This is a genomic window from Pseudomonas sp. B20 (assembly GCF_020515755.1).
In the GTDB taxonomy this organism is placed as follows: Bacteria; Pseudomonadota; Gammaproteobacteria; order Pseudomonadales; family Pseudomonadaceae; genus Aquipseudomonas; species Aquipseudomonas syringae.
Window position 1 is genome coordinate 20,644 of the sequence record NZ_JAHPJG010000006.1, and the last position, 20,846, is coordinate 41,489.

The 20,846-nt window shown below is 59.3% G+C and carries 19 protein-coding genes; 11 read left to right on the forward strand and 8 right to left on the reverse strand.

What is annotated here, in order from left to right; translation table 11 throughout:
- Positions 1–163: 163 nt before the first annotated feature.
- From LIX91_RS08100 to LIX91_RS08115, 4 genes are all read right to left on the reverse strand, one after another.
- Positions 164–2,125: a methyl-accepting chemotaxis protein gene (locus LIX91_RS08100; protein WP_103695464.1), complete on the reverse strand. Its 1,962-nt coding sequence runs from the start codon at positions 2,123–2,125 to the stop codon at positions 164–166.
- Positions 2,126–2,497: 372 nt separating this feature from the next.
- The gene (gene poxB / locus LIX91_RS08105; protein ID WP_103695463.1) at positions 2,498–4,216 is read right to left on the reverse strand and encodes a ubiquinone-dependent pyruvate dehydrogenase; all 1,719 of its coding nucleotides are present in this window, start codon (positions 4,214–4,216) and stop codon (positions 2,498–2,500) included.
- 156 nt (positions 4,217–4,372) lie between these two features.
- A complete protein-coding gene (mrdA, locus tag LIX91_RS08110) occupies positions 4,373–6,262 on the reverse strand; it encodes a penicillin-binding protein 2 (RefSeq protein WP_003409936.1) in 1,890 nt (629 codons plus the stop codon).
- A 138-nt stretch (positions 6,263–6,400) separates the two neighbouring features.
- Positions 6,401–6,865: a winged helix-turn-helix transcriptional regulator gene (locus tag LIX91_RS08115; RefSeq protein WP_226488309.1), complete on the reverse strand. Its 465-nt coding sequence runs from the start codon at positions 6,863–6,865 to the stop codon at positions 6,401–6,403.
- 88 nt (positions 6,866–6,953) lie between these two features.
- Between LIX91_RS08115 and LIX91_RS08120 the strand changes: the two genes are divergently transcribed.
- The 3 genes from LIX91_RS08120 (at position 6,954) to LIX91_RS08130 (ending at position 9,225) form a co-directional block, all read left to right on the forward strand.
- Positions 6,954–7,817: an SDR family oxidoreductase gene (locus LIX91_RS08120; RefSeq protein ID WP_100071981.1), complete on the forward strand. Its 864-nt coding sequence runs from the start codon at positions 6,954–6,956 to the stop codon at positions 7,815–7,817.
- A gap of 97 nt (positions 7,818–7,914) precedes the next feature.
- On the forward strand, positions 7,915–8,223 hold the full coding sequence (locus LIX91_RS08125; RefSeq protein WP_003409930.1) for an RcnB family protein: 309 nt from the start codon (positions 7,915–7,917) through the stop codon (positions 8,221–8,223).
- Between the two features lie 168 nt (positions 8,224–8,391).
- Positions 8,392–9,225: an AraC family transcriptional regulator gene (locus LIX91_RS08130; RefSeq protein WP_226488310.1), complete on the forward strand. Its 834-nt coding sequence runs from the start codon at positions 8,392–8,394 to the stop codon at positions 9,223–9,225.
- A 9-nt stretch (positions 9,226–9,234) separates the two neighbouring features.
- On the opposite strand, the gene LIX91_RS08135 is transcribed toward LIX91_RS08130, so the two are convergent.
- Positions 9,235–9,819, reverse strand: coding sequence for a LysE family translocator (locus LIX91_RS08135; RefSeq protein WP_003367275.1), 585 nt, complete (start codon positions 9,817–9,819; stop codon positions 9,235–9,237).
- Positions 9,820–10,029: 210 nt separating this feature from the next.
- Here LIX91_RS08135 and LIX91_RS08140 point away from each other — a divergent pair, with 210 nt between their 5' ends.
- The 3 genes from LIX91_RS08140 (at position 10,030) to LIX91_RS08150 (ending at position 11,137) form a co-directional block, all read left to right on the forward strand.
- On the forward strand, positions 10,030–10,518 hold the full coding sequence (locus LIX91_RS08140; protein ID WP_032702847.1) for a DUF3828 domain-containing protein: 489 nt from the start codon (positions 10,030–10,032) through the stop codon (positions 10,516–10,518).
- A 63-nt stretch (positions 10,519–10,581) separates the two neighbouring features.
- Positions 10,582–10,785, forward strand: coding sequence for a hypothetical protein (locus tag LIX91_RS08145; protein WP_003349206.1), 204 nt, complete (start codon positions 10,582–10,584; stop codon positions 10,783–10,785).
- 154 nt (positions 10,786–10,939) lie between these two features.
- Positions 10,940–11,137, forward strand: coding sequence for a hypothetical protein (locus tag LIX91_RS08150; RefSeq protein ID WP_003349205.1), 198 nt, complete (start codon positions 10,940–10,942; stop codon positions 11,135–11,137).
- Positions 11,138–11,143: 6 nt separating this feature from the next.
- On the opposite strand, the gene LIX91_RS08155 is transcribed toward LIX91_RS08150, so the two are convergent.
- Both LIX91_RS08155 and LIX91_RS08160 read right to left on the reverse strand, forming a co-directional pair.
- On the reverse strand, positions 11,144–12,595 hold the full coding sequence (locus LIX91_RS08155; RefSeq protein WP_226488311.1) for an MFS transporter: 1,452 nt from the start codon (positions 12,593–12,595) through the stop codon (positions 11,144–11,146).
- 61 nt (positions 12,596–12,656) lie between these two features.
- Complete coding sequence (locus LIX91_RS08160; RefSeq protein ID WP_032702838.1) at positions 12,657–13,976, reverse strand: Nramp family divalent metal transporter; 1,320 nt, start codon at positions 13,974–13,976, stop codon at positions 12,657–12,659.
- 302 nt (positions 13,977–14,278) lie between these two features.
- Here LIX91_RS08160 and LIX91_RS08165 point away from each other — a divergent pair, with 302 nt between their 5' ends.
- Complete coding sequence (locus LIX91_RS08165; RefSeq protein ID WP_226488312.1) at positions 14,279–15,697, forward strand: MFS transporter; 1,419 nt, start codon at positions 14,279–14,281, stop codon at positions 15,695–15,697.
- A 22-nt stretch (positions 15,698–15,719) separates the two neighbouring features.
- On the opposite strand, the gene LIX91_RS08170 is transcribed toward LIX91_RS08165, so the two are convergent.
- Positions 15,720–15,944 (reverse strand): DUF6555 family protein, encoded by a 225-nt coding sequence (locus LIX91_RS08170; RefSeq protein WP_003407519.1) that lies wholly within the window; start codon positions 15,942–15,944, stop codon positions 15,720–15,722.
- A gap of 428 nt (positions 15,945–16,372) precedes the next feature.
- On the opposite strand from LIX91_RS08170, the gene LIX91_RS08175 reads away from it, so the two are divergent.
- From LIX91_RS08175 to LIX91_RS08190, 4 genes are read left to right on the forward strand one after another with little or no spacing between them, the layout of a single operon-like run.
- Complete coding sequence (locus LIX91_RS08175) at positions 16,373–17,824, forward strand: UbiA family prenyltransferase (RefSeq protein WP_226488313.1); 1,452 nt, start codon at positions 16,373–16,375, stop codon at positions 17,822–17,824.
- On the forward strand, positions 17,821–19,137 hold the full coding sequence (locus LIX91_RS08180; protein ID WP_004412689.1) for an FAD-binding oxidoreductase: 1,317 nt from the start codon (positions 17,821–17,823) through the stop codon (positions 19,135–19,137). Before LIX91_RS08175 ends, LIX91_RS08180 begins: the two co-directional genes overlap by 4 nt.
- Positions 19,134–19,874 carry an SDR family oxidoreductase gene (locus tag LIX91_RS08185; RefSeq protein WP_004412687.1) on the forward strand — a complete coding sequence of 247 codons (741 nt, stop codon included), beginning with the start codon at positions 19,134–19,136 and terminating at the stop codon, positions 19,872–19,874. Before LIX91_RS08180 ends, LIX91_RS08185 begins: the two co-directional genes overlap by 4 nt.
- Positions 19,871–20,839, forward strand: a complete 969-nt coding sequence (locus LIX91_RS08190; protein WP_024961327.1) for a YbhN family protein — start codon at positions 19,871–19,873, stop codon at positions 20,837–20,839. Before LIX91_RS08185 ends, LIX91_RS08190 begins: the two co-directional genes overlap by 4 nt.
- The last annotated feature ends 7 nt before the right edge of the window (positions 20,840–20,846 follow it).

Below are 20,846 nucleotides of genomic sequence, written 5' to 3' on the forward strand. Positions count from 1 at the left end.
CGTATGCGGGGCGGGGGGTTAGGTGAAAAGGTGACTGAATGGTCATGGGGGATAAGCTATCAAGGGTGGTCAGGGATATGGGCACGACAGTATCCGCAGACCAACAAAAAGGCCTGAAAGCATTCGCTTCCAGGCCTTTTAACAACACACAAACAGCTTGTTGTCAGCTCACCTTGAAGCGACCCACCAGCCCCTGCTGCTGCTCAGCCAGACGCGCGAGTTCGCGACTCGTGACAGCAGTCTGCTCGGCACCGGCACTGACCTGGATGACCAGCGAGTTGATGTCGTCGACGTTGCGGTGGATCTCTTCGGCCACCAGGCTTTGCTCTTCAGCGGCCGAAGCGACCTGGATGTTGCGGTCGCTGATGGTCGCGATGCCTTCGGCGATCTCTTCCAGCAGTTCACCAGCGCGTACGACGTTGCTGGCACCCTCCTGCGCCTTGCCCAGGGTTTCCTGCATCGACGCGGCAGCGCGTTCCGAGCCGGACTGCAGGTTGGCGATCATTTTCTGGATGCTGACAGTAGAGTCCTGAGTCTTCTTGGCCAGATTGCGCACTTCGTCGGCAACCACCGCGAAACCACGCCCCTGCTCGCCTGCACGTGCAGCCTCGATGGCTGCGTTGAGCGCCAGCAGGTTGGTCTGGTCGGCGACGCCACGAATGACATCGAGTACCGAGGAGATCGAGTTGCTCTCGCCCTTGAGCTCGTCAATGATCCGTGAAGTCTCTTCAGCCTGCACCGAGAGCCCCTGAATCAGGCCGATGGTGTTGTCGATTTCGGTCTTGCCCTGCAGGGTGCTGTTGTTGACGCGCTGCGACATCTCGGCCGCGTCAGTGGTGCTGCGTGCTACATCCTTCACCGTGGCACTCATCTCGCTGATGGCAGTGGCGACCTGATCAGTGCCCTGGCGTTGTTGCGCCACGTTCTGATTGGTCTGCAACGCCACTGCGGAAGACTGCTCGGCGGCGGTGGCAACCTGTGCCGTGGCGCTGCCGATGTCGCGGATGACATCACTGATCTGTTGCGCCATGTTGTCCAGATTGCGCGAGATCTCACCGAACTCGTCCTTGCCGACATAACGGGTCCGGGCGGTCAGATCACGAGTGGAAAGTGCCATCAGCGTGCGGTTCACATCGACCACCGCAACCTTGATGTTGCGGATGATCACCGACGCCAGCCACAGCACCACGATCAGCATCAGGACGACAGTGGCAACCGCCACGTACAGGCTGCTTTGAGCAGAGCTGCGCGCATCCGTAGCCAGGCCGACGACGTTCTGGCCAAGCTCTGCTTCTACATTGGCCATCATGTCGATACGTACGGTGGCAAGGTTGAACCAGTCTTCCGGCTTGACGTTGAGCGGATCACCCATCGGGGTATCGAAGCCCAGACGTTGCAAGCGGGCCACTTCCAGCGAGCCCGGCTGCTGCATGACATCATTGAGTTTGGTCTTGAATACTTCAGGGGACCAGCGTTGAAAGGCTTCGAGGTAGCCGGAGAACTCTCCCAGGTTACGGCTGAAGCGCGATAACAGTGGCGCATCAAAGCGGTTCTGGTTGAATGCCTGAACGAGCAATACGCGCTCGCGACCGGCACGTTCCTTCATATCGACGAACTGGTTGAGCGAACTCAGGCCACGCAGTATTTCCGGATCTTCGATACTCGCTTCCAGCGAATAGGAGAACCCCACGAGTGTTTTGATAACGTCGGTGAACCGCGCAGAAGACTCGGTGTTGTTGATCCCCAGCGTATCGATCTTGAGGCGCAGCGAGGTCAGGTCATCCAGTGCGCGGTAGACTTTGTCGGGGCTGGGAATACCGTCGGTCGACTGGGTGCGCATCTCGCTTATCGCCTTGTCGGTTTCCTGACGGAAGGCCTTCAGCTTGTCCTGCATGGACTTGCCGCCGCTGCCCAGAAACACGCCGCTGGCGCCGCGCTCACGCTGAATGGTGGTGACCACGTTACTCAGTTTCTGTGCAACCGCGGTGGCTGTCACCGCGCGCCTCATATCACCGAGATTTTCGCTTTTGTCAGCAACGAACAGACCTGCGAAGGCCAGGAAGCCCAATAGGGGGAATATTAAAATAAGCAGCAGTTTCATACTCAAAGGAGCATTTCTAAGCATTGCAGACCTCATGACATGCAGACTTTTCTATAAAGAATATCCAGGGCGTAACGTTCTGTAGCGTCGACGTTTTTTTGTCGCCAGGGACTGTTCGGTAATCAGCCTGCCGTAGCTGGTCTTGCTCCCGTATCACTGTCTCGGCTGCCTGCCGGGAAGCTTTACCCACTATTTGAATTTGTTAATTCAAATAGCGAATTCAATAAAGCACAGCGTGCGAGAAGTTTGGATCCACAAAGAAATGACCGACTTGCACAGTCATCGCGGGAAAAGAAATATAGAGGCACCGAAATTGTCACCTGTAACAGCGGTGACAATCTCAGCGGATAGAAGTTGCAACTTTTTTTTATTCAACTCATACGTTTTTATAACTGATTAACGCAGGTTGGTTTTCGCCAGTTCCACCACTTCACTGCCGCGCCCGCTCATGATCGCGCGCATCATGTACAGGCTGAAGCCCTTGGCCTGGGCCAGCTTGATTTTCGGTGGAATGCCCAGCTCCTGCTTGGCGGTGACAACGTCGATCAGCACCGGACCGGGATGATCGAACGCCTTGCGCAAGGCGGCAGGCAGCTCTTCGGCGTTCTCGACACGCAGGCCCAGGATGCCTGCACCCAGGGCAATACCGGCGAAGTTGGTTTCATGCAGGTCAGTGCCGTGCGGCACATAACCACTGGCTTTCATTTCCATGTCGACAAAGCCCAACGAGCTGTTGTTGAACACCACCATCTTGATAGGCAGGTTCAACTGACGAATGCTCAGCAGGTCGCCCAGCAACATCGACAGACCGCCATCGCCACACAGGGCGATGACCTGACGATCCGGATGTTCAGCCTTGGCGCCTAAAGCCTGTGGCAAGGCGTTGGCCATCGAGCCGTGGTTGAACGAGCCGAGCAGACGGCGCTTGCCGTTCATGTGCAGATAGCGCGCAGCCCACAGCGTCGGCGTACCGACGTCGACGGTAAAGATCGCATCGGCATCCGCCTGCTCGTCGACCAGTCGAGTGAGGTACTGCGGATGAATCGGCGTGCCATCTGGCGTCGGGGTGGCCAGCTCGTCCAGTTCTTCCCGGGCCTTGGCGTAGTGCTTCAGGGCCTTGTCGAGGAAACGGCGATCGGTGTGCGGCTTCAACTTTGGCTGAAGCGCCTCAAGGGTTTCCCGCACGCCGCCAACCAGACCCAGCGCCACCGGCGTACGGCGACCAAGCTGGGTCGGATCGAGGTCGATCTGGATGATGTCGGCTTTTTCGGGGTAGAAATTCCGGTACGGAAAGCTGCTGCCCAGAATCACCAGCGTGTCGCAGGACAGCATGGCGTGGTAGCCGGAGCTGAACCCGATCAGGCCGGTCATGCCGACGTCGAACGGGTTGTCGTATTCGACGTGCTGCTTGCCGCGCAATGCGTGAACGATCGGCGCGCCCAGCGTATCCGCCAATGCCAGAAGCTGCTCGTGGGCACCCTCGCAACCCGCACCGCACAGGAGCGTGACGGCTTTGGAAGCGTTGAGCATGTCGGCCATCGACTGCAGGTCGTTTTCGGCAGGCACGACCTTGGGCGCTGTAGCCTCGATCCATTTTGCCGCGACATCCGGCGCATCGCTGAGCGCCACGTCGCCCGGCAAAACAATCACCGCCACACCTTTCTGGCTGATCGCGGCACGCATGGCACGTTCCAGCACACGCGGGAACTGCTCGGGGTTGCTGACCAGCTCGACGAAGTGGCTGCACTCCTTGAACAGCTCCTGCGGATGGGTTTCCTGAAAATAATCCAGACCGATTTCCGAGGACGGAATATGCGCAGCAATGGCCAGTACCGGCACTCGGTTGCGGTGGCAGTCATACAAGCCGTTGATCAGGTGCAGGTTACCCGGTCCGCAGCTGCCGGCGCAGACCGCCAGCTTGCCGCTGGACGCTGCCTGGGCACCGGCAGCAAAGGCTGCGACTTCTTCATGACGGGTGTGCATCCAGCGAATCGAATCGGTGCGTTCCAGGCTGTCGGTCAGGCCGTTGAGGCTGTCACCGGACACCCCCCAGATGTGCGAAACACCTGCCGCTGCGAGGGTTTGCGCGAGGTGGTCGGCAATGGTCTTGGACATGCGGGGTTCCTTGTCGAGGCAATGATGATGAGTTCGGTAAAACGCGCGCAGCGCTCTGCCACGCCTGTTGTGGTCGACCCGATGCATTCTCGACAGTTCAGAAAACCTGAGCCCTGTTCAGGGCTCGGTCGTTCGGCAAGCGTTTTAAAACGCTGATCAGGCGTGCGGGTTGCCCGGTGCCTTGGCGGGTGTCGCGTACTCCGGCTTGAGCTTGCCCTCGCTGTCCAGCAGCCAGGCATCGAGAATCTCCCGCACCACAGGGCCCGCTACCCGGCCACCCGCCTCGCCGTTCTCGATGGTCACCGACACGACGATCTTGGGATGGTCGGCCGGCGCGAAGCCGACGAACAACGCGTTGTCGCGGTTACGCTCGAGTGTTTTCAGACGGTTGTAGCGCTCACCCTGTTTGATCGCCACCACCTGCGCCGTACCACTTTTGCCGGCGATGCGGTATTGAGCGCCCTTGGCCGCATCCCGCGCAATGCCGCGAGGGTCGTGCATGACCATCTGCATGCCGGTATTGACCTGATTCCATTCGTTGGGATCGCGCAACACGATATTTGGCATCGGATGCTCGTCGACGGGTGCCTTGTCACCGACTTCCATCGCCAGGTGCGGTCGATGCCAGACACCCTTGCTGGCAATCAGTGAGGTGGCCTGAGCCAGCTGCAACGGCGTGACCTGCATGTAGCCCTGGCCGATGCCGAGAATCACCGTTTCGCCGGGGAACCACGCCTGTCGACGCGTGGCCCGCTTCCATTCGCGGGACGGCATCAAGCCTGCAGACTCCTCGAACATGTCCAGCGACACCTTCTGGCCGATGCCGAACATGGTCATGTAGTCGTGCAGGCGGTCGATGCCGAGCTTGTGCGCCACGGTGTAGAAATAGGTGTCATTGGAACGCATGATCGCCGTGTCCATGTCCACCCAGCCATCGCCACTGTGGTTCCAGTTACGGTATTTGTGGTCGAAGTCCGGCAGTTGGAAGTAGCCGGGGTCGAAGACCTTTGTCGAGGCGGTCATCACGCCGCTGTCGAGACCGGCAATCGCCACTTCCGGCTTGACCGTCGAGCCCGGTGCATAAAGGCCACGCAGCACGCGATTGAACAGGGGGCGGTCGATGGAATCGCGCAGCGCGGCATATTGTTTGAAGCTGATGCCGGTGACGAACAGATTGGGGTCGAAGCTTGGCTTGCTGACCATCGCCAGTACGTCGCCGGTTTCCGGGTCCAGTGCGACCACCGAACCGCGCCGATCACCCAGCGCATTTTCCGCTGCGGCCTGCAAATGCGCGTCCAGCGTGAGGGTGATGTTCTTGCCCGGCACCGGGTCAGTGTGTTTCAGCACGCGCAGCACGCGGCCCTGGGCGTTGGTTTCGACCTCTTCATAGCCTACGTGGCCGTGCAGCTCGGACTCGTAGAAGCGCTCGACACCGGTCTTGCCGATGGACTGCGTGCCGCGGTACTCGTTGTCGAGATGGGCTGCTTCCTTTTCGTTGATACGCCCGACGTAGCCGATCGAATGCGCGAAATGGGCGCCCAACGGGTAGTGACGGACGAACTGCGCCGCCACGTCCACGCCCGGCAGCAGGTACTGATTGACCGCCAGCGTTGCGATCTGCTCTTCGGTGAGCTCGTAGAGCAATGTTGCCGGCTCGAACGGGTGACGAACCTGCTTCAGCTCCTTGTCGAACAGAATCCGGTCTTCGTCGGGCAACTCCAGCAGGGTCATCAGCTCATCGATCACCTTGTGCCAGTCGCCCGCGCGCTCACGGGTCAGGGTCAGGTTGAAACTGGGACGATTGTCGGCAAGCACTTCGCCATTGCGGTCAAAGATCAAACCGCGCTCGGGCGGGATCGGCAGCACGTGAACACGGTTGTTTTCGGAAATGGTCGAGTGATAGTCGAACTCTGTCACTTGCAGGAAATACATGCGCGCGACCAGACAGGCAGCCAGCAGGCCGACCAGCACTGCGCAGGCAATCAGGCGCTGATTGACCAGCCGCGTCTCTTTTTCGTGGTCTTTCAGGGGAATTGGATTGGGCATTTCTACAGCTTCTCGGTGAAGGGCAAACGGCGCAACTGAACGTGTATATAAAGATTTCGGCGCGCACCATACCAAGAAGCGGCTGATTACAGGCGATCGAGCCGACAATCGCAGGATGAAAAATCTGTCAGAAAAAACTCATTCGAGCGTGGCCTGCAGCGTATTTGACGCTTCGCGGGCGTGCATGATGCGCGGCAGATTGCTCTCGATCCAGGTGACGAGGGTTTCAACCTGCAAGGCGACCTCTTCGCCCATCGGGGTCAAGCGGTACTGAACATGCGGTGGCACTACCGGCAACGACTTGCGGCTGACGAAACCATCATGCTCCAGATGCTGGAGCGTTTGCGCGAGCATTTTCTCGCTCACCCCGCCAATCTTGCGGCGTATTTCGCTGAAGCGATGCATGCCACCCCGCAACACCACCAGCACCAGCACACCCCAACGGCTGCAGACGTGATTGAGCACCACCCGCGAAGGACAGTCAGACGCCAGCACCTGGCCCTGACGAACCAGCGCCAACAGCGTCTCGGCCGCTTCCGGCTGGAGGCCTTGCTGCACAGCATCTGATCGCGGGGCAGTTGATTGCGAAGCGGATTCGCTCATGACACTTACCTTTTTGTACGTACTTACTAAAGGTAAGCATCATGACTATGCTGGCGCTTCCTTTCAACCTGATTCAAGGAATCATTCCATGATCGTTGTCACCGGTGCCACCGGCCAGCTTGGCCGCCTCGTCATTGAACAGTTGCTTGCCCACGGCCGCGTACCTGCTTCGCAAATCATTGCCGCCGTGCGCAGTCCGGAGAAGGCCGCCGATCTGTCCAGGCAGGGCATTCAGGTTCGTCAGGCCGAGTATTCGCAGCCCGCGACACTGGACAGCGCATTTGCCGGCGCCGACAAGGTGCTGCTGATTTCTTCCAGCGAAGTGGGCCAGCGTTTGCCGCAACACAAGGCGGTAATCGATGCAGCCAAACGTGCCGGCGTTCAGCTGCTGGCCTACACCAGTGTTCTGCATGCCGACACCTCGGCGCTGAGCCTGGCCAAAGAGCACCGCGAAACCGAAGACTACCTGCGCGCCAGTGGCCTGCCGTTCGCCTTGCTGCGTAATGGCTGGTACACCGAGAACTACACGGCGGGCATTCCGGGCGCACTGGCGCATGGCGCGGTCATGGGCTGTGCCGATGAGGGTCGTATCAGCTCTGCTTCGCGTCTGGATTACGCCGAGGCGGCCGCTGTGCTGCTGACTTCGGAAACAGCGCAGGCCGGTAACGTGTATGAACTGGCAGGCGACGAGTCCTACACGCTGTCGGAATTTGCAGCGCAGCTGTCAACGCAGAGCGGCAAGTCCCTGCCTTACGTCAACCTGCCACAATCCGAATTCGAAGCCGCGCTTATCCAGGCAGGCCTGCCGGACTTCGTCGCCCAGCTGCTGGCCGACTCCGATGCCGCGGCTGCCAAGGGCGCCCTGTTCGATGACAGTCGCCAGTTGAGCGCGCTGATCGGCCGCCCAACCACTCCGCTCTCTGCAACCATCGCCGAGACACTGAAAGGCTGAGCACAGCAAACCCGATCGAATGATTTGCAACAGTGAGGGTCCGAGTTATTACGAGGCATTAAGCCATCGCCTGATACCAAAGACTGGGAGTCTTCACATGAACAGCAAATCGTTGATCGCCTGCATGACCTTGCTCGGCTGCTTTTCCGCCGTCACCCTGCCCGTTCAAGCGGCAGAAACGGCGGACCCGAAAGTCAGCGAATCCAAGGACAACGTCCATGAGCTGGAAGTAGGCTCCCGTGTTCCGGAAAAATATCGCCGCAGCGATCTGGAAGTGAAGGACTGGAAAAGCAAAGGCCTGGAAACACCCGCCAAGGAAAGCGAATGGGTGAAGATTAACGACAAATACGTGCGTTTCCAGAAGGTCAACGGCCAGATCATGGACATCGTGCCGGTCAAGAAGTAAGGCGCAGCCTGCTTCGCCAGTGCTCTGCGTGAACATGTCCGAGCGCCGCAGGGCGCCATTCAGGGCATGTCAGCGCAGAGCTCGTCTCGACAGGCCAACATCGCATGAGCGATGGCCAATATCGCTCAGCATCCGGTACTCTCGTCGCTCTGCCGACGGGATATCAGCATGAACCGCAACGAACCCAGCAAATCGACCGCAACCCCATTTTTCTGGCGCGATGAGCACCTTTCGTTCATCGAAGCCCGTTCTGTAGAGGATGGCCGACGGGTCTGTTACGCGCCTCACTCGCATGAAATCTTTTCCGTCGGCGCGATCACTGCCGGACAGAGCACCTATGTGCATGAAAAGACCTCACAGTGCGTCACGTCAGGCACTGTAGTGTTGATGAATCCGGGCGACGTGCATGCCTGCAACCCGATCAATGACCAGGCCTGGTCGTATCTGATGCTCTATGTGGACAGCGGCTGGCTGGGCGACATTCAGGGCGAAACGGGGTTGAATGCCGGGCACGGTTTTCAACCATTGCCCCATACGCACAGCGATGATCCGATCCTGTTCGCTGCATTGACTGCGCTGTTCCAGACGCTGACTGATACGAGAATCGATACGCTGCAAAAACACTGCTCAGCCGTGGCCTTCTTTACCCTGATGCTGGAGTCACTCGGCACGGCACCGGCACGGCCCCGCCCACCATCAGCTCGCGTTGCCCGAGCCGCCGAATACATCAACGACAATTTCACCCGGCCCATCAGGCTTTCCGACATTTGTGCCGCAGCCAATCTCTCGGCGTCCTACCTGATTCGCTCGTTCGAACAGCGCTATCATCTGACTCCGCATGCCTACCTGCTCAATCGGCGGATCCAGCATGCCCGCAGACAGCTGAAAAGCGGCAAGATGATCGCCGATGTTGCTCAGGAGGCAGGCTTTGCCGATCAGGCGCACTTTCAACGTGAGTTCAAAAAGCATCTGGCAGCAACGCCAGGGCAGTATCGGCTGTGATGACACGGGTCAGATCAGCAGATATACCGCGCAGCCAGCCAGTAGTAGCGCCATGATGCGGTTGAAGACGCGCACACTTGCCGCGCTGCGCAAGCAATGCCCAAGAAAGCTTCCGGCAAAGACCCAGCAGCCCAGCGACAGATAGCACACCACGCAGTAGATTCCTGCGAATTGCCAGATCAAGGCAGCCTCGCCGTTGGCGACAAAAACTCCCATGCCGGCTATCGAAGCCAGCCAGGCTTTGGGGTTGAGCCACTGCATGATTGCTCCGTGCACCAGTGAAGGACCAGCGCCCTGCTCGCTCATGTTCAGTTGTCCACTGTCGATGGCTAGTCGAAACGCCATGTACAGCAGAAATATCACGCCGGACCACTGAATGATTCGGGTCAGAAAGGGCCATTGCTGCAAGGTTTCATGCAGGCCAAAACCGATGAGCAGCAACAAAAGGGTAAAGCCCAGCGTGGCGCCCAACACATGGCGCATGGCTGGTCTGACGCCATAGCGTGCACCGGCACTCAGCGCCACGATGTTGACCGGCCCGGGAGTGATGGAAGAAGCCAGTGCAAACGCGGCCATGGAAATCAGCAGACTCATGGAAAAACCCCTTGAATACGATCGGAAATGACCGGATCAAGGTAGTGACGGCAGCGAACCGCGTATTGAATGAAATTACCCTCAATCTGGTTCAGCCTGCCCGCCCCTCTGATGCATGACCAAAACCATTGCTTTTTTGTCCACTTGGCTTACAAATGCACTGTCATGTGCCTGTCACTCTCACTGCCACCTTTTATGCGAGCCCGCTCCATGTCCAGAACCGTCGCCATTGCCTTCGCCTGCCTGCTTTCCACCACTGCCCATGCGGCCTGCCCGGCTGTAACCCCGGTCGATACGGCGCGCTGGATTTACGAAAAGCATCAGGATTTTTATCTGAACGGCAAAGGTAGCGCTGATTATTTGTCCAAACCTCTGCTGAGCCTGCTCAAGAAGGACTGGGCGTGCCAGAACGGCGATCAATGCGCCGTCAGTGCCAACCCGTGGACCGATGCGCAGGACGGTGATGTGCAAAAACCGATCGACTGGAAGCTGGTGTCCAACTCGGACAAGCAGGCGGTGGTCGAAATGACCTATAACCTGGGTTACAAGGATGCCCCTCAACAGCCGGTCGCCAGCCAGACGACACGCCTGCTGCTGGCCAAAAATGCCAACAGTTGCTGGGTGCTGGAGAATCTTCAGGGCCCACAGGGTGTCGCGCTGATGCAGAGCCTGGAGGAATTTCCCTACGAAGGTGATTGATCGGCCTTGAAACAATCCGCCATTCTCGGTATCACAGGCACTTGAATTTCACGAGCGAGCACCATGAATACCTTTGAGCAATCGATTATTGAGGCTGCGCAGGCCGCCACGCCCAATAACACCGATGCCGAACGCGAAGCTGCCAGAGTTGCTGCCACGCAGGCGGTAGCCGAAATCATGACCACCCGCAGTGGGCTGGACCGCACCCTGGCACTGGCCGAGTTGCTGGACTCCTACTCGGAACACGATGATCAGGAAGACGAATAGATCGTTCGGCACGATGCGAAAAACTGATTGGCCTGTTTATTTAGCTGCGACATTAAAGAAAACCGGCCTTGCCGCCGACAACCCGGTTGGGTGGATTGATGATTGCCACCCATTCATTTAGTGCGCTCGGATGCGACCTATAAGGGCACCATCCGTGCAGATCGAACAGTTGCAAGACATGCAGGCTTACATCAGGCGTACTGCCGACGACCTGGAACTTGTTTCGGCCAACCTCGCAGGACACCTCCTGTACCTCGAGCGAACTTCCCGGGCACACGAAGCGCAAGAGGTCAGTGAGCGGATCATCGGCCTGCAGGCGTCCGTGGACAGCCTTCGCGGCATATTCCGATAACGCCCCCTATCGGTCCCCGGCCTGCGACAACGGTCTGGCCACATCTTCCAAGGACTTGCGTTCGGCAGCCGCGCCCCATATCGACTGCACAACCGCCGCCAGCAGCATCAGCCCTGCTCCGATCAGATAGCCTATCAGCACGTTGCTGCGCTCGCCGGTTTCGATCAGCTCGCCAAACAGCGTCGGGCCAATCATCCCGCCCAGCCCGGTGCCGAATGCGTAGAACACCGCAATCGCCAAGGCACGGATTTCCAGTGGAAAGGTTTCGGCGACGGTCAGGTAGGCCGAGCTGGCCGCTGCCGATGCAAAGAAGAAAATCACCATCCAGGCGATGGCCTGCTGGGTAACGTCCAGCAAGCCTTGCTGGAACAGGTAGCCGCTGATTGCCAGCAGTACGCCCGACACGCCATAAGTGAGGCTGATCATCACCCGTCGGCCGACCACGTCAAACAGTCTGCCCAGCAGCAGCGGACCGCAGAAGTTACCCAGCGCCAGTGGCAGCACATACCAACCGACGCGCTCGGCCGGCACGCCATAGAAGTCGGTCAGTACCAGTGCGTAGGTGAAAAAAATCGCATTGTAGAAAAACGCTTGGGCGGTGAGCAGCGTCAGGCCTACCAGAGAACGTTGACGGAACGTCACCAGCAACGTTCTGGCGACCTCGCCCAGCGGCGTGTGGTCACGAGCATGCAGCCGCAGTGGGGGTCCCGACACGGCGGGCAAGACGTGACCCTGGCGCTGCAAGCCTGCTTCTATCTGCTCGACGATCTGCTTCGCCTGTTCAGCCTGGCCGTGTATCAACAGCCAGCGCGGGCTCTCTGGCAGCCACAGTCGCATCAGCAGAACCAGCAGGCCCAATACCGCACCGATTCCGAAACACAGGCGCCAGCCCAGTTCGGCGCCGATCCACAGCGGATCGAGCAAGACAATCGAGCCAATCGCACCAAGCGCAGCGCCCAGCCAGAATGTGCCATTGATGGTCAGGTCAACCCACCCCCGGTAGCGGGCCGGGGTGAATTCCTGAATGGTCGAATTGATGGCCGTGTACTCGCCGCCGATGCCCATGCCGGTCAGAAAGCGGAACAGCATGAAGCTCCAGACACTGAAAGAGAACGCCGTGGCGGCCGTTGCACCGACATACAGCAGCAAGGTGATGAAGAACAGCTTGCGACGCCCGAGACGGTCCGCCAGCCAGCCAAAGAACAATGCGCCCAACACGGCACCGGCAATGTACGCGGCGCCCGCGAGGCCAATGTCGCTATTGGTGAGATTGAGCGCCGGACTGGCTTTCAAGGCCCCGGCGACCGAACCTGCAAGGGTCACTTCCAGGCCGTCCAGCAGCCAGGTGATCCCCAGCGCCACGACCAGCAAGGTATGGAATCGCCCCCAGGGCAGGCGGTCCAGTCGCGCGGGCAAATCGGTTTCGAAGACGCTGCCCTTGTCGTTCAGTGTGCTCATGTCCAGCTACCTGACGGCTGACATTGGTGTCAGGTGTGAGAGTCGCTGTCGCCGATCAAGTTCAGCTGATCCAGAACCACAGCAACGTCAGGTTGGCCGCCGAGATCAGTCCGAACAGCCCCCAGGCAGCCGTTTTCACCAGCCGGCTGTTGACGAACGGCCCCATCAATTGTGGGTCGCTGGTAAAACGAATCAACGGCCAGAGCGCGAAAGGCAGTTGCAGGCTCAGCACGACCTGACTGAGCACCAGCATCTGCCCCACCGAGCTGTCACCCAGCCAGACCACGCCGATCAGCGCCGGAATCAGTGCCAGCGCCCGAGTGATCAAGCGCCGCTGCCAACACGGAATCTTCGCCTGCAGAAAACCTTCAAGCACCACTTGGCCAGCGATGGTGCCGGTGAAGGTCGAGCTCTGCCCCGCCGCCAGCAAGGCAATACCGAACAGCACGCTGGCGAGCGCACCACCCACCAGCGGATCAAGCAGGTGGTAGGCGTCCTGAATCTCGACCACCTCGGTATGCCCGGTCTTGTGAAAAGCCGCAGCAGCGAGGATCAGAATCGCCGCATTGATCAACAGCGCCAGGCTTAGCGAACCGATGGTATCGAGCCGCGCATAGCGGATGGCGCTGGCCTTGCTGGCCTGGTCGGAACCGTTGACCCGCGTCTGCACCACCGATGAGTGCAGATAAAGGTTATGCGGCATGACCGTGGCGCCGAGAATGCCGATGGCGATATACAGCGGCTCCTGGCTGCTCAACACATCCCAACTCGGCTTGAGGCCCGCGACGACGTCCGGCCAGAACGGCTTGATCAGAAACAACTCGACGGCGAAGCAACTGGCGATGGTTGCAATCAGCCCCAGCACGATGGCTTCCAGACGACGAAAATTGGCGCCCTGCAAAGCCAGCACAATCAGCGTATCGAAAGCGGTCAGCGCCACACCGGTGGTGATGGAAACGCCGAGCAACAGATGAAACGCCAACGCAGCCCCCAGCACTTCCGCCAGATCGGTGGCAATGATCGACAGCTCTGCCAGCAGCCACTGGCCCTTGGCGACCTTGCGGCTGTAGCGGGCGGCGGACAACTGCGCCAGGTCACGGCCGGTCGCGATACCCAGCCGCGAACAAAGGTTCTGCAAGACCATGCCCGAGAGGCTGGCCAGTACCACCACGAACAGCAGTGAATAGCCGAAGCGCGACCCGGCCTCGATGGCCGTCGCCCAGTTGCCAGGGTCCATGTAGCCGATGGAAACCAGCAGGCCCGGCCCGACGAACAGCATCATCTTGCGCATCAAGGACGCGTTCGGCGGAATGGCCACACTGTCCGTGGTCGCCGAGGGGCAGAAAGGAGCAGTGGCAGTAGTGGGCAGTTTGTACGTCACGGGAACCCGGCATGCAGAAAGTGAAGGTCTAATCCTAAGGTTTTGCGACACATGTTGATACATCGTTGATGGCTTCATGCCTGCGGTTTTTTTGCGCCGCCATTCCTTGCCAAGTCATCAATGCATTCACCTCATGACCAAGTGACACTAGCGCTCTAATGGATCCGATATAAAAAATCGAAAAACTAATCCTGTGAACAATTTTTCATCTTTTAAACCTCAATAACCGCATTAAAAGACCATTGATTACAACTTGTAAGGAGTAGTATCCAGGCCTCAACAAGAACTCAGGATGGCCATCCATGACCTCATTACCTCATGCCGAGGCAGCCGCGAACGAGCCGTTGCGGGCAGCGTATATCTCGGCGCGTATTGATCGACTGCCTGCGGTCGCGACCATCTGGCGGCTGGTCGCTCTGCTGTCCATCGCCGGTTTTTTCGAGCTTTACGACCTGTTCCAGACCGCCTACATCAGTCCCGGCCTGATCCGTGACGGAATCTTCGCCACGGGCAGTCAGGGTCTGTTCGGCTTCTCCGATCAGGCGGCCTTTGCCTCGGCGACTTTTCTGGGCCTGCTCTTCGGTGCCAGCCTCGTCAGCCCGATTGCCGATCGCTACGGACGCCGCGCGATCTTCACCTTCGCGCTGATCTGGTACACCGTTGCCACCGTGATCATGGGCCTGCAGACCTCTGCACTGGGCGTGATTGGCATGCGCTTCGTCGTGGGTATTGGCCTGGGCGTCGAATTGGTCACCATCGACACCTACCTGTCAGAACTGGTGCCCAAGCGCATACGCAGTTCGGCGTTCGCCTTTGCTTTCTTCATTCAGTTTTTGTCAGTCCCCAGCGTCGCGCTGATGTCGTGGTGGCTGGTGCCCCAGGACCCTTTCGGTTTTTCCGGCTGGCGCTGGGTCGTGATCAGCAGTGCAGTCTTTGCCCTGTTCGTCTGGTGGCTGCGCTCGGCGCTGCCGGAATCGCCGCGCTGGCTGGCGCAGCAGGGACGCTTCGATGAAGCCGAGCGAGTCCTGGACGGAATTGAGGCGCGCTGCATCAAGGACCACGGCAAACCACTGGATGAGCCTCAACCGGACAACGTGGCCCTGTCAGGCAAAGGCCGATTTGCCGACATGTGGCAACCGCCCTACCGTCGCCGCGCGTTGATGCTGATCGTGTTTCATGTATTCCAGGCGATCGGCTTCTTTGGCTTCGGCAACTGGTTGCCTGCCCTGCTCTCAGGTCAGGGCCTGAGCGTCACCCACAGCCTGGGGTATGCGTTCGTGATCACGCTGGCTTATCCGCTGGGGCCGTTGCTGTTCGTGAAGTTTGCCAACCGCTTCGAGAACAAATGGCAAATCGTCGGCTCTGCATTGGGCGCCATGATTTTTGGCAGCCTGTTCGCCTTTCAAAGCAGCGCGGCAGGACTGATTTTCTGCGGGATCATGATCACGTTCTGCAACGCATGGCTGAGCTTCAGCTACCACTCGTATCAGGGTGAGCTGTTCCCGACCAACATCCGCGCTCGCGCAGTGGGCTTCTGTTACTCGTTCAGCCGACTGTCAACGGTGTTCAGCAGCCTCCTGATCGGGATATTTCTCGACCACTTCGGCACGCCGGGCGTACTGGCCTTCATCGTCGGCAGCATGTTGATCGTGATCGTCACCATCGGCCGGTTCGGGCCGCGCACACGCAATCTTGCGCTGGAGCAGATCGCTCACCGCTGACCGGGTGCAGGGTTGAGTGGGCTCAGGCCTGAGCCCACTCAACATTGGTGACACCGAAGTGCTCGGCATAAGGTTTGGATACGCGAGCAACCTTCTCCAATCTATATTTAGGTATGCGTGCGAGGCCTGCATCGACACTTGCACAGTGCCATGCTTCAGCGTTATCCATATTCTCGGTTCGTATATAAAAACTCTTGAACGAACCATTTAGCAGATAATCAATGCGGTAATGCTTTGGAAGTGCCATTGAAAGTCTGATCCTTTTTCAGCAGTGGCTTGAAGTATAGGTGACTGTATTCGTGGCAAAGAAATTCATTATTTTTTTGATGTCTGCGACCAATGAACACCTCAAGCGCAGTCCGCGCGGGGCCGGGATCTGCAACGGGTCACGCGGAGTCGCTCATACCGATCGGCAAAGAATCGCCGGAAGCGCACTGCCCCGGCCAGATCGCGATGGGTGGCGCGGCACTCGCCAGCCATCACCGTTGCCACCGCCAGATTCCGGTCTTTGATCGAATAACGGATCAATAGCCGTCGTGTGGCGAATAGTGTCAAACAGCTGATTTTTCTGACGCCATCGGCACGGCTGAATTATCGATAGCGTTTAACTTTATTGAAGTGGCGAATGTCCGTTTTCGTTCCATAGTGCGCTCACGTTCACAGGAGCAACTATTCATGCCCGGTATTCAAGGAAGAATTCTTGAGGTTCATACACCGCTGGTTGTCGACCTCGACGGAACATTGCTGCGAACTGACATGCTGTTTGAAACCGCAGTGGCGTTTATCCGTGGTCATCCGTTAAAGCTGTTCAGTCTTTTCGCCTGGCTGCTGCAGGGCAAGGCGTCTCTCAAGCAAGGCCTGGCGCTGGGTACCGACATTGACGTGGCTTTACTGCCGTTCAACGCTGACGTCATTGATTACATTCAGACCGAGCGGCAGACCGGTAGAAGCGTGATTCTGGCTACCGCCTCCCACGAATCCCTCGCCAACCGGATCGCGGCACACCTGCAACTGTTCGATCAGGTGTGGGCCTCGGACGGTATAACCAACCTTTCCGCGCATCGCAAACGCGACTTGCTGGTTAGCCATTATGGTGAGCGGGGCTTCGATTACATCGGCAACTCCCGGGACGATCTGTGCATCTGGGGTGTCTCACGCAAGGCCATCGTCGCCAGCCCGCTTGCCGGTGTGGAGCGCAAGGCGCGGGCACAAGGCAACGTCGAGCAGGTTATCCAATCGGCAGCGTCCGGGACCAGCGCCTGGCGCAAGGCGCTGCGCCTGCACCAATGGCTGAAGAACGCGCTGATTTTTGTGCCCCTGCTGGCTGCCCATCAGGTCCAGAGCACGCAGTTGCTGCTCGACGGTTTGCTGGCCTTTCTGTGTTTCGGGCTGTGCGCATCCAGCGTATACCTGCTCAACGACCTCCTTGACCTGGCAGACGACCGCCACCACAGAAGCAAGCGCGAGCGCCCGTTCGCCAGCGGTGCGCTGTCGATAAAATCCGGCCTGCTGGTCATACCGCTGTTGCTCGCCGCAGCCTTCTCCGCTGCGGCAACCGGATTACCGTGGCAGTTTTCAGCGGTGCTGGCAGCCTATTACCTGCTGACGCTGGTTTATTCGCTTTACCTCAAGCGCCACATGGCCGTCGACGTCATCGTGCTGGCGATGCTCTATACCACGCGCATCCTGGCCGGTGCGGCAGCGTTTCAATTGCCACTGACGTTCTGGATTCTGGCGTTTTCGATGTTTCTGTTTCTCAGCCTGGCGCTGGTCAAGCGCTATGCCGAACTGCGCGAGGCACGACTGCGCGCTGTAACAGGCAAGACGGCTGGCCGTGGTTACTACCCGGGCGATCTGGACATGATCGCCTCATTGGGGGCTTCGTCAGGCAATCTGGCAGTGATGGTGCTGGCGCTTTACATCCATGAAGGTGCGACGGTGGCCTTGTATCAGCACCCGCACGTTATCTGGCTGGCCTGCCCATTGCTGTTGTTCTGGATCACCCGGATCTGGATGCTCACCCATCGCGGTGAAATGAACGAGGACCCGGTGGTTTTCGCGATTCGCGACCGGATCAGCCAGGGGATCGGCTTGCTGTTCCTGCTGGTGTTCTGGGTCGCAGCATGAGCGGGCCTCTTTACTCCTGGGGCCGCTACCCGCAGGTTGCCCAGCAGGGTCACGAATGTGATTCGATAAAACGCTTGCCCGCGCACATTTCGCAAACCGTGGCACGCCATCACACCAGCCTGCCCTTCGGCAACGGCCGCAGCTACGGCGACAGCTGTCTGGCCAGCAGCGATCACGTACTGGACATGCGCGGGCTGGATCGCTTCATTGCTGCCGACTGGCAGCGCGGTGTGGTGCAACTGGAAGCGGGCATGACACTGTCGCAACTGCTCGCGGCAGCGATCCCGCACGGCTGGTTTCTACCGGTCACGCCTGGCACACAGTACGTGACGATAGGCGGCGCGCTGGCCAATGATGTGCACGGCAAGAACCATCATCGGCGTGGCACCTTTGGCTGTCATGTCATGCGCTTCGAGCTGATCCGTCATGACCAGCCGCCCATGGTCTGCTCAGCCGTGGACAATTCCCGGTTTTTCGCCGCCAGCATTGGCGGCCTCGGTCTGACTGGCGTTATCAGTTGGGTCGAGCTGCAGCTGATGCCGATCCGCAGCGCCCAGATCGACAGTACGGCAGTGCGCTTCGCCAATCTGGCGGAGTTCTTTACGCTGTCGCACGAGCTGGATGCGCAGCATGAATACAGCGTCGCCTGGATCGACTGCCTGGCCCGTGGTGCGCATAGCGGTCGCGGGGTCTACATGGTCGGCGACCACGCCCGTTACGGGTCACTGTCGGTTGAGGCGCGCAATCGCCTGAGCGTGCCGTTCACGCCTCCAGTGTCGCTGATCAACACCCTGTCCTTGCGTGCGTTCAATTCGCTGTACTGGCACGCGCACTCAGACCTGCCGACGCCCCGCCGCAGCCCCTGCGAGGCGTTTTTCTACCCGCTGGATCGAGTGCTGCACTGGAACCGTCTTTATGGTCGCAAGGGGTTTCAGCAATACCAGTGCGTGATTCCCGAGCATTGTGCACCCCAAGCCATGCAACTGCTGCTCGATGCCATCGCAGCCTCGGGACAGGGGTCATTCCTCGCGGTGCTCAAACGTTGCGGTGACATCGCCTCGCCCGGGCTGCTGTCTTTTCCGATGCAGGGCACCTCGCTGGCACTGGACTTTGCGCAAACGCGCGATCTGGCCGAGTCACTGTTCCCGCGTCTGGACGCCATTGTCCGTGACGCGGGTGGACGACTGTACCCGGCCAAGGATGCACACATGAGCGGCAGCGACTTCCGTCAGGCCTATCCGACGTGGGAACGCCTGGAAGCCCTGCGCGACCCCTCTTTGATGTCCCGCTTCTGGAAACGAGTGATGTCATGAAAAAAATTCTGATCATTGGCGCTACATCAACCATTGCCCATGCCTGCGCCCGGCGCTGGGCTGCGCAAGGCTGCGATTTTTTCCTGGTCGCGCGCAATACGGACAAGCTCGCCGGTAATGCCGCCGACCTCAGGGCCCGCGGTGCCGGACACGTAGACACCTATCAACTGGATATCACTCACTTTTCGGCGCACCCGGCGATGCTGGCCGATTGCCTGGCTGCACTTGGGCAGATAGATATCGTGCTTCTGGCTCACGGCACCTTGCCCGATCAGAAGGCCTGCGAGCAAAACGCAGGGCTGGCTGTGCAGGAATTCATCACCAATGGTGCATCGATGATTGCCTTGCTGACCGTGTTGGCCAAGCATTTCGAGGTCCAGCGTTGCGGCACACTGGCGGTGATTTCCTCGGTCGCGGGGGATCGCGGACGCCCTTCCAATTATCTGTACGGCTCGGCCAAAGCTGCCGTCTCGACGTTCTGCGACGGGTTACAGGCGCGGATGTTCAAGCTGGGCGTACACGTAGTGACCATAAAGCCAGGCTTTGTCGACACGCCCATGACCCGGGGTCTGCCACTGCCGGCCTGGCTGGTGGCACAACCGGAAGACGTTGCCGAACGCATCGTCAATGGCATCGCACGCCAATCAACAAGCCTTTACGCGCCGGGCTTCTGGGCATGGATCATGTGGGTGATTCGCTCGATCCCGCAGCCGTTGTTCAAAAGGCTCAACCTGTGACCGGCTCGCTGTTGCTGTCCGGATGGCGCTATCGGGCAGTGCTTCTGTCGATCGTCTTCTCGGCCATGGGGTATCTGGGTTTCTCGCTGTGGGGCGGCTGGCAGGCGGTCAGCGCAGCGACGGGCAAGGTCGGGCTGCTCGGCATCGGCGTGGCCTTGTTGATGTCTGCAATCAACTACGCGCTGCGCTTCGTCCGCTGGCAACTCTACCTTTCCGTGTTGGGGCATCCGTTGGCCTGGCGAAAAAGCCTGCGGATCTATCTGGCTGGCTTCGCCCTGACGACGACTCCCGGCAAGGCCGGTGAGGCGCTGCGTGGCGTATTGCTCAGGCCGCTGGGCGTGCCGTACCCGCAAAGCTTTGCCGCGTTTGTCAGCGAGCGTCTTTCCGATCTGCTGGCCATCGTACTGCTCACGCTGTTCGGACTGTCGTGGTATCCGCAGGCGCAGCCGATGATCCTGCTCGGTCTGGCACTGGTTCTAACGGGTTCGCTGGTGCTGTCTCGCCGTCACTTGCTGGAGCGTTTACAGGTTTCACTGCCTACAAAAAACACGCGAGTCAGCAGCCTGTGGCAGCAGTTGTTCAACGTGCTGCTTGCCGCTCGCCAGTGCCTGCATGGCAACGTGCTGCTGACCGCCAGCCTGCTCAGTCTGCTGGCCTGGAGCGCCGAGGCACTGGCGTTTTACTGGATGCTTGGCTGGATGGGCGCGCAGATCCCGCTGACCTTTGCCGTATTTACCTATGCACTGGCGATGCTCGCGGGGGCCTTGAGCTTCATGCCGGGCGGCCTGGGCAGCGCCGAAGCGGTGATGGTCGGGCTGCTGATGTTCAAGGGCATGCCGGGGGCCGATGCGATTGCTGCGACATTGCTGATACGTCTGGCGACCCTGTGGTTTGCGGTGGCCATCGGCGCCGTGATGCTCTCGCGCTTTACCGGCGCGGTACCGGCACCGACTCCTCAGCCCTGAGGCCGTA

Coding starts and splice junctions, on each gene's coding strand:
- LIX91_RS08165 (WP_226488312.1), top strand. CDS start 14,279: ATGACCTCATTACCTCATGCCGAGGCAGCCGCGAACGAGCCGTTGCGG.
- mrdA (WP_003409936.1), bottom strand. CDS start 6,262: ATGCCCAATCCAATTCCCCTGAAAGACCACGAAAAAGAGACGCGGCTG.
- LIX91_RS08175 (WP_226488313.1), top strand. CDS start 16,373: ATGCCCGGTATTCAAGGAAGAATTCTTGAGGTTCATACACCGCTGGTT.
- LIX91_RS08130 (WP_226488310.1), top strand. CDS start 8,392: ATGAACCGCAACGAACCCAGCAAATCGACCGCAACCCCATTTTTCTGG.
- LIX91_RS08100 (WP_103695464.1), bottom strand. CDS start 2,125: ATGCTTAGAAATGCTCCTTTGAGTATGAAACTGCTGCTTATTTTAATA.
- LIX91_RS08140 (WP_032702847.1), top strand. CDS start 10,030: ATGTCCAGAACCGTCGCCATTGCCTTCGCCTGCCTGCTTTCCACCACT.
- poxB (WP_103695463.1), bottom strand. CDS start 4,216: ATGTCCAAGACCATTGCCGACCACCTCGCGCAAACCCTCGCAGCGGCA.
- LIX91_RS08135 (WP_003367275.1), bottom strand. CDS start 9,819: ATGAGTCTGCTGATTTCCATGGCCGCGTTTGCACTGGCTTCTTCCATC.
- LIX91_RS08170 (WP_003407519.1), bottom strand. CDS start 15,944: ATGGCACTTCCAAAGCATTACCGCATTGATTATCTGCTAAATGGTTCG.
- LIX91_RS08120 (WP_100071981.1), top strand. CDS start 6,954: ATGATCGTTGTCACCGGTGCCACCGGCCAGCTTGGCCGCCTCGTCATT.
- LIX91_RS08125 (WP_003409930.1), top strand. CDS start 7,915: ATGAACAGCAAATCGTTGATCGCCTGCATGACCTTGCTCGGCTGCTTT.
- LIX91_RS08115 (WP_226488309.1), bottom strand. CDS start 6,865: ATGAGCGAATCCGCTTCGCAATCAACTGCCCCGCGATCAGATGCTGTG.
- LIX91_RS08185 (WP_004412687.1), top strand. CDS start 19,134: ATGAAAAAAATTCTGATCATTGGCGCTACATCAACCATTGCCCATGCC.
- LIX91_RS08155 (WP_226488311.1), bottom strand. CDS start 12,595: ATGAGCACACTGAACGACAAGGGCAGCGTCTTCGAAACCGATTTGCCC.
- LIX91_RS08180 (WP_004412689.1), top strand. CDS start 17,821: ATGAGCGGGCCTCTTTACTCCTGGGGCCGCTACCCGCAGGTTGCCCAG.
- LIX91_RS08145 (WP_003349206.1), top strand. CDS start 10,582: ATGAATACCTTTGAGCAATCGATTATTGAGGCTGCGCAGGCCGCCACG.